This is a genomic window from Pseudomonas sp. YL2 (assembly GCF_023063025.1).
Taxonomy (GTDB): domain Bacteria; phylum Pseudomonadota; class Gammaproteobacteria; order Pseudomonadales; family Pseudomonadaceae; genus Aquipseudomonas; species Aquipseudomonas putida_A.
The window spans coordinates 35848-42775 of the sequence record NZ_JAJSLU010000027.1 but is presented as its reverse complement, the minus strand read 5'-3'; the positions used below and the strand labels follow the sequence as shown (position 1 = coordinate 42775).

Annotated in this window: 8 protein-coding genes and 1 tRNA gene; 6 read left to right on the top strand and 3 right to left on the bottom strand. The window is 57.6% G+C overall.

Going from position 1 to position 6928, the window contains the following annotated elements; all coding sequences use genetic code 11:
• Positions 1-152 precede the first annotated feature (152 nt).
• The gene (locus LVD08_RS26950) at positions 153-479 is read right to left on the bottom strand and encodes an Arc family DNA-binding protein (protein ID WP_003178899.1); all 327 of its coding nucleotides are present in this window, start codon (positions 477-479) and stop codon (positions 153-155) included.
• A 388-nt stretch (positions 480-867) separates the two neighbouring features.
• Here LVD08_RS26950 and phnN point away from each other — a divergent pair, with 388 nt between their 5' ends.
• Positions 868-1437, top strand: a complete 570-nt coding sequence (phnN, locus tag LVD08_RS26945) for a phosphonate metabolism protein/1,5-bisphosphokinase (PRPP-forming) PhnN (RefSeq protein WP_247269689.1) — start codon at positions 868-870, stop codon at positions 1435-1437.
• On the opposite strand, the gene LVD08_RS26940 is transcribed toward phnN, so the two are convergent.
• On the bottom strand, positions 1412-1591 hold the full coding sequence (locus LVD08_RS26940) for a PA3371 family protein (RefSeq protein WP_247269688.1): 180 nt from the start codon (positions 1589-1591) through the stop codon (positions 1412-1414). The genes phnN and LVD08_RS26940 overlap by 26 nt on opposite strands.
• Before the next feature lie 20 nt (positions 1592-1611).
• Positions 1612-1842, bottom strand: coding sequence for a hypothetical protein (locus LVD08_RS26935; protein WP_027612268.1), 231 nt, complete (start codon positions 1840-1842; stop codon positions 1612-1614).
• 294 nt (positions 1843-2136) lie between these two features.
• Between LVD08_RS26935 and LVD08_RS26930 the strand changes: the two genes are divergently transcribed.
• The 5 genes from LVD08_RS26930 to LVD08_RS26910 all read left to right on the top strand — a co-directional run bounded on the left by LVD08_RS26930 (position 2137) and on the right by LVD08_RS26910 (position 6890).
• Positions 2137-2213, top strand: a tRNA-Arg gene (locus LVD08_RS26930).
• A gap of 305 nt (positions 2214-2518) precedes the next feature.
• Positions 2519-2767, top strand: coding sequence for a hypothetical protein (locus LVD08_RS26925; RefSeq protein WP_115984183.1), 249 nt, complete (start codon positions 2519-2521; stop codon positions 2765-2767).
• Between the two features lie 387 nt (positions 2768-3154).
• Complete coding sequence (locus LVD08_RS26920; RefSeq protein WP_047295822.1) at positions 3155-4759, top strand: tetratricopeptide repeat-containing response regulator; 1605 nt, start codon at positions 3155-3157, stop codon at positions 4757-4759.
• Positions 4756-5448, top strand: coding sequence for a sensor histidine kinase (locus LVD08_RS26915; protein ID WP_183784349.1), 693 nt, complete (start codon positions 4756-4758; stop codon positions 5446-5448). Before LVD08_RS26920 ends, LVD08_RS26915 begins: the two co-directional genes overlap by 4 nt.
• Before the next feature lie 200 nt (positions 5449-5648).
• Positions 5649-6890 carry a glutamine synthetase family protein gene (locus LVD08_RS26910; protein ID WP_190953390.1) on the top strand — a complete coding sequence of 414 codons (1242 nt, stop codon included), beginning with the start codon at positions 5649-5651 and terminating at the stop codon, positions 6888-6890.
• The last annotated feature ends 38 nt before the right edge of the window (positions 6891-6928 follow it).

The following is a 6928-nucleotide window of genomic DNA, read 5'->3' as shown; positions in this document are numbered from 1 at the left end:
CCTTTTTCCGGTATCCATTGAATCCTCCTGAAGATTGGTCAGAAGGTGTAAACCTTATTCAGGACGCGACATGTGTCTTTATTTGTGGTGAGGGTCAGATTTCAAACAAAAAAAAGCCAGCACTTAAGCTGGCTTGAGATGTTCGGTGTGGCTCAGGACGCGTCTGCGGCCATTTCGGCGTCGTGAGCGATCAGCGACACCAGGGCGTTCTGTTGACGGTGCGACAGCTGACGGAAGCGTTGCAGCAGCTCACGCTCGTGCAGCGAAAGCTCAGGGCTGTCCAGGCGCATGCTCAACTCTTCGCCCAGTGCACCTTCCTGAATAAGACTCTGCTCAAGGCGCGCAATGATTTCGGAGTTCATGCTGCGATGATGATTGCGAGCCACCTCGGCAATGCGTTCACGCATCCCGTCTGGCAGACGTACGACGAACTTGTCAGCCGTACGGCTGGAATAAATTGCCTGTTTCAATGGGCGCATATATTTAACCGGTTAGTTCAGGGGAGCGGTTCTCGGGATTGGCCGCAGGATGTGTGGTAGGACAAGCATCCGCGCCAAATGGTTCAACCTGAATTGTTAAGAGGCCCGCATCATGCCTCAAAATTGCCAGATCATTGGCGTCAATTCTGTGACAAATATTGAGCTGGGTAAAGGCGTAATGCCAGCACCAATTATCAGAAATGCGGACTGGTTTGAAAACTTTGCCTTGGTCCGCATCAATGACCGCTTCCGGGTGCACATCTGTTGATGTCCGAAGACGTCAGAACGTGCATGCTATGCGGCTTTCAATCCTTGTTCCTTACCTGTACAGGATAGTGGCAATTTGCCGATTTACTAGGGCAAACACCCGTTGGAGGGCGTTTTCAGGATGGATGGCAGGCTTATTTATCTGATGGGACCCTCCGGTTCAGGCAAGGACAGCCTGATCGAGGCCGCGCGTGAGCCTTTGCGTGAGTTGAAATGCGAAATCATCCGCAGAGTGATTACACGATCAGCGGAATCGGTGGGTGAGGATGCCATCGGCGTGACGCCCGAAGAGTTCGAGCGACGCCAGCAAGCCGGGGATTTCTCGCTGTCCTGGCAGGCCAATGGGCTGGCTTATGGCATCCCGGCAGAAATCGACGAATGGTTGCGCGCTGGACGATCTGTGCTGGTGAACGGCTCACGCGCCAACCTGCGTCAGGCGCTTGAGCGCTATCCGACGCTGCTGCCGGTGCTGCTGACGGTCAAGGATGAGGTCTTGCGTGAACGCCTGCTCAGACGAGGGCGGGAGACGCCTGAGCAGATCGATGCGAGACTGGCGCGCAATGCGCTGTTCAAGGACAGAAGGGCAACTGACTTGCCCGTGCATCTGATCGACAACTCGGGCGACCTGGCGGACGCCGTCAAGCAACTGCTGTGCTTGATCCGTCTTAACGCAGCACCGGATCAAACTTGATCCTGCGCCCGGCCACCAGGGCCAGCACAAACAACACCGCAAACACGCCGCAGCCAATCAGGGGCAGGGTGACTGCGGTTTCCTCGAACAGCGAAAAATGCACAACGCCACTCAATAAGGCGAGGATCAGAAATCCTGCGGCTGATCTGGACATGCTGTACTCCTGAAGATATTTCAAAAAACCAGACGTTCGGTGTCGCGCGTCGGCATTGCTTGCTCTGGCTCATTGACTGCCTGCGCCGCGTAGTCGCTCTGATCGCTCAGCACCGCCAACTGCGGCGCTTTCTGCACCTGCAAATAATGCGGCATACGCTGAGCCACCGGTTCAGCACTCTCTGGAACAAAATGAAAGCCAACCAAAACCGCCAGTGCGATTGCGTTTGCGAGCAGAAGAGTGCTGTTCATGGGGCGGACTCCGGTTGTGCTGTTATGAGAACAGACAAAGCAGCCGTCGTGCCAACAGTCTAACCGCTGTGAAGTCCTTTAAAAACAAGGATTTGCAAGGGTATTTCATAAGGCGCGGGTTGCAATCTGCAATGATGGCTTTTTGAGGTAGTGCAAATTGCACGGTAAATGTTCCCGCAGTATTGCAAGGCGCCTGCCTACACTTAAAAAGCCCACGGACGACATGACAAATCAGGGGCTGGCCGTTAACATGCACGCCGTCCGTCGCGCCGTGTCCGGCCGCGATAACTCAGTGTCTCAGTAGCTCAATTGGATAGAGCATCCCCCTCCTAAGGGGAAGGTTGGCAGTTCGAACCTGCCCTGGGACACCATATACATATCAATGCTTCCAGCGATTTAATCTGCCAACGTCCAAGCCTCAAGGGTGAAGGGTGGGTGCAAGTGGATCGCTTCAAGCATTCAAAGAGCCCCGCTCAGGTAATTGCCTGTCGGGGCTTTTTAGTAATCGCGACCTCGTAAAGGTATTGCTCTGAGAGAAGAGCTCAGCCTTTGATCGACGATAGCTACTGCTCACGTAGACTTTCTACCACCGAACTTGCGTCTCTCGGCTTGTGTTGAAGGTCCACTTCGTAGTGAACTCCAGCCGATGGCTCATTTAGACTAATGAGGATGAACCTTGAATCATGAACTATGGCTGGAACCCGATGGCTTACAGTTGTTTTGTCCCTCTGGGCCTCATGGCGATGAATCGCGCGCCCTCCTTGAGCCGGGGTCGAAACTGATTTGGGAAGTTGAGGCGGCAAGCCGCTTCGAAGCGATGAGCAAGTACTATGAGTACATGGACTGGGGCGAATGGACGACGGATTTTCCTGAGCTGGATAAGACGCCTTACGGAGGGCCTGGCTGGGAGGATTACCCCGCATGACCTGTAAATCTCCTTGGCACTCTATCTTCAATTCATTCTCGCCAACGTTCTTCCGATTCCGGAAACCGCGAACTCAAGGCCCTTTCGTTTTGCATCCGCGAGGAGCTTCGCGAAACCGGAATGGTTGACGTCGATAGCCGTCAGCCATCGCTCGTGTCGCCAGTCGAAATAAACCCTGTAGTGAAAAGATGACCCGGCGCGCAGGGTAATCGCTGCACAAGGAATCTTGAACCCCTCCACTTCAGAGAACCCCACCCCTTGCCGATAACTCATTCGGCGACCTCAGACTCGCACGAAATCGCTTGATAGCATTTAGCCTCCAGCTATCATCAGCGCGCCTGTGAAAACGCCCCCGGTTCACCTACTTCAATTGCCTGGAAATCCTCGATGCTGTCGTATCACCAAAAGAGTTTTCTGATCGTCGATGATTTCTCGGATTTCCGCAGTTCCGTACGCTCGATGCTGCGTGAACTGGGGGTCAAGGATGTGGATACCGCCGATACCGGCGAGCAAGCGCTGAAGATGTGTGCGCAGAAGTCCTACGATTTCATTCTGCAGGATTTCCACCTCGGCGACGGCAAGAAGAATGGCCAGCAGGTGCTGGAAGACTTGATGTCGGAAAAGCTCATCAGCCATGAAGCGGTGTTTGTCATGGTCACGGCCGAGACCAGTCAGGCGATGGTGCTCAGTGCCCTGGAGCACGAGCCGGATGCCTACCTGACCAAGCCGTTCAACCGCTCCGGCCTGGCGCAGCGCCTGGAGCGTCTGGAGCAGCGCAAGACGTTGCTCAAACCGATTTTGCAAGCCCTTGATCGCGGTAAGCCGGTCGAGGTGCTCAATGCCTGTATTGCGCTGTGCAAGCAGGACATCCGTTATTCGCCGCTGTGCCTGCGTTATCGCGCCGATGCGCTGCGCGACATGAACCAGAACGAAGCGCTCGAACGCCTCTATGACAGCATCATCGCTGATCGGCCGTTGCCGTGGGCGTTTGCCGGGCTGGGCAAGTTGCTGTTCAAGCGTGGGCAAGTGGCGCAGGCCAAAGATGTTTACGAAAAGGCGCTGAAAGTGTTCCCGATGATGCCGGCGCTGTACGACGGCATGGCCGATGTACTGGTCGCCGAGGGCGATACCAAAGGCGCGCAGCGGGTGCTGGAGGAGGCGATTCGTTTGTCGCCGCTGGCGGTGCGCCGGCAAGCGTTGCTCGGCAAACTGGCGATGGCCAACGAGGATTTCGACACCGCTTCCCGGGCGTATCGCCAGGCAGTGGCGCAGGGCGCGCAGTCGCGGTTCAAGGATCCGGAAAGCAACCTTGGCCTCGCTCATGCCTTGATCAGCAAGGGCAGTGAGCGCGGTCTCGACACGCGCACGCGGCTGGAGATCAACACCACGCTCAGCGCCGTTGCCAAAGAGAACCCGTCTGACCCCGGCCTGCAGATTCGTGCGCGGCTGATGAAGGCCACCAGTCTGCTGCTCAACGATGCCGAGACCGCCGACAAGCTTACCGAGCAAGCACTGATGCGCCTCGACGGCATGGAACAGTTCATGAGCCCTGAAGCGGCGCTGCTGGTCGCCAAGCAATTGCAGATGCTCGGTCAGGCCGAGGCGGGCACTTCGATGCTCAAGAGCTGTGCGGAGATCTACGGTGACGATCCGGCGGTGATGAAAGACATCGCCAAGCTCACCGACGACCCGACTATCCTCAGTTCGAGCAACGCCGCCGCCGACCTCAACCGTCAGGGCGTGCGCGTGTACAAGACCGGCAATCTGGTGGAGGCCCGCGAGGTGTTCCGCAAGGCGCTGAAGATGCAACCGAAGAACATCAGTATCGCGCTGAACATGGCCCAGTCGCTGCTGCACGGCACCGACACCAGTGTGCCGTCGGCGGAGCTGGAAGAATGTCGGGCCTGCCTGAAAATGGTCGGCCTGATGCCCGACACCGACGCGCGTTATGCGCGTTATCAGAAGCTGAAAAGCAAGGCGTTTGGCGAATGAACCAAGACGAGCAGGCGCTGGATTTCTCCACGGTGATCGCCTCCACCGTTCACGACATGAAGAACTCGCTGGCGATGCTGATGCAGGCCCACAGCCAATGGTTGGCGCGCTTGCCCGAAGCGCAACGCGGTGGGGCGGAGCAGGGTGTGATCGACTTCGAGTTCGCCCACCTCAACGGCATGCTGGTGCAACTGCTTGGACTGTACAAGCTCGGCGTCAACCAGTTGCCGCTGCAACCGGCGTATCACGAGCTGGATGATTTCATTGAGGCGCAACTGGCCGCGCATCAAGAGGTGTTCGCCAGTCGCGGGATCATTGCTACCTACGAAGTTGATCCGCTGAGCCCGCTGGGTTTCTTCGATCGCGAATTGGTTGCCTCGGTATTGGGCAATTGCGTCAACAACGCGATTCGTTATGCCCGCGAGTCGCTGCTGATTACCGTCAGCGACGAGGCTGGGCAACTGGTGTTGAGTATCAACGATGACGGCGACGGTTACCCGGCAGCGATGCTCGAGCGTCAGGCTGATTACGTGCAGGGCATCAATCACGGCAGCGGCAGCACCGGGTTGGGTCTGTATTTCGCCAACCGGATTGCTGCGTTGCATCAGCGCAATGGCGTGGTCGGGCACACCGAGATTCGCAATGGCGGACCATTGGGTGGCGGGGTGTTCAGCCTTTATCTGCCGTGACTCGGGTTTTTGTTTGACGCTGCTTGATATTCCGAACAGCCGGAGCCTATTTTGTACGGGTCGCCGCTTGCGGCTCGCACAATAACAAGGATTGCGTCATGACAACCGATGGCCAGCGTTCACTCGCGCAGCGACTGACCGGCATTGATGAGATTGAATGTGTCACGCCGGATTTGAACGGCGTGCCGCGCGGCAAGGTGATGACCGCCGAGGGTTTCCTCGAAGGGCGGCGTTTGCAGATGGCGCGGGGAGTGCTGCTGCAATGCATCATGGGCGGTTATCCGCCGGCGCGGTTTTACGGCAGCGATGACGGCGACCTCGCGCTGGTGGCCGAGCCGAGCATGATCCATCCCCTGCCATGGAGCGACGAGCCACGTGCCCTGGCCATCTGCGATGCCGACGAACTGAGCGGCGAAAGCTCCAACCTGTCGACCCGTGGCCAACTCAAGAAAGTCATCGCCCGTTACGCCGCACGCGGTCTGGCGCCGGTAGTGGCGACCGAGCTGGAATTCTTCGTCTTCGCGCCGAACACTGATCCGACCCAGCCGTTCCGTCCGCCAGTCGGCCTCGACGGGCGTCGCGAGGATGGGCAGTCGGCGTTCAGTGTCAGTTCCAACAATGGCCTGCGGCCATTCTTCAGCGAAGTCTATAAATGCATGGCGGCCCTCGGTCTGCCGCGCGATACCTTCATGCATGAAATGGGCGTCAGCCAGTTCGAGATCAACTTGCTGCACGGTGATCCGCTGTTGCTCGCCGATCAGACCTTCCTGTTCAAACACCTGCTCAAGGAAGTCGCGCTCAAGCATGGTCTGAGCGTGGTGTGCATGGCCAAACCGCTGGCGCACACGCCGGGCAGTTCGATGCACATTCACCAGAGCGTCGTCGAGATCGCCACCGGCAACAACGTGTTCAGTGACGAGAATGGCCAGCCGACCGCGATGTTCCGCCATTTCATCGGCGGGCAGCAGGCGGGCATGGCTGATTTCACAGCGCTGTTTGCGCCGAACGTAAACTCCTATCAGCGTCTGTGTCACCCGTATGCGTCGCCGAACAATGCCTGCTGGTCCCATGACAACCGCGCCGCAGGGTTGCGTATTCCGGCCAGTTCGCCGGTGGCTCGACGCGTGGAAAACCGTTTGCCTGGCGCCGATGCCAACCCGTATCTGGCGATTGCCGCGAGTCTGGCCGCCGGCTTGCATGGCATCGAGCATGAGCTGGAGCCGAGTGCGGCGATTCAGGGCGAATTCGAAGTGCCGGAGAATCTTTCGCTGCCGTGTACCTTGCATGCCGCGCTCGAGCGTCTGAAACGTAGCCAATTGGCCAGGGAACTGTTCGGACAGGAGTTCATCGAAGGCTACATCGCTTCGAAGACCATGGAGTTGACCAGCTTCTTTGATGAAATCACTCCCTGGGAACGGCGTGTTCTAGCAGCCCAGGCCTGACTAACTGTCGCCGTCGGGCTATCGTCTTGATAGTCCGA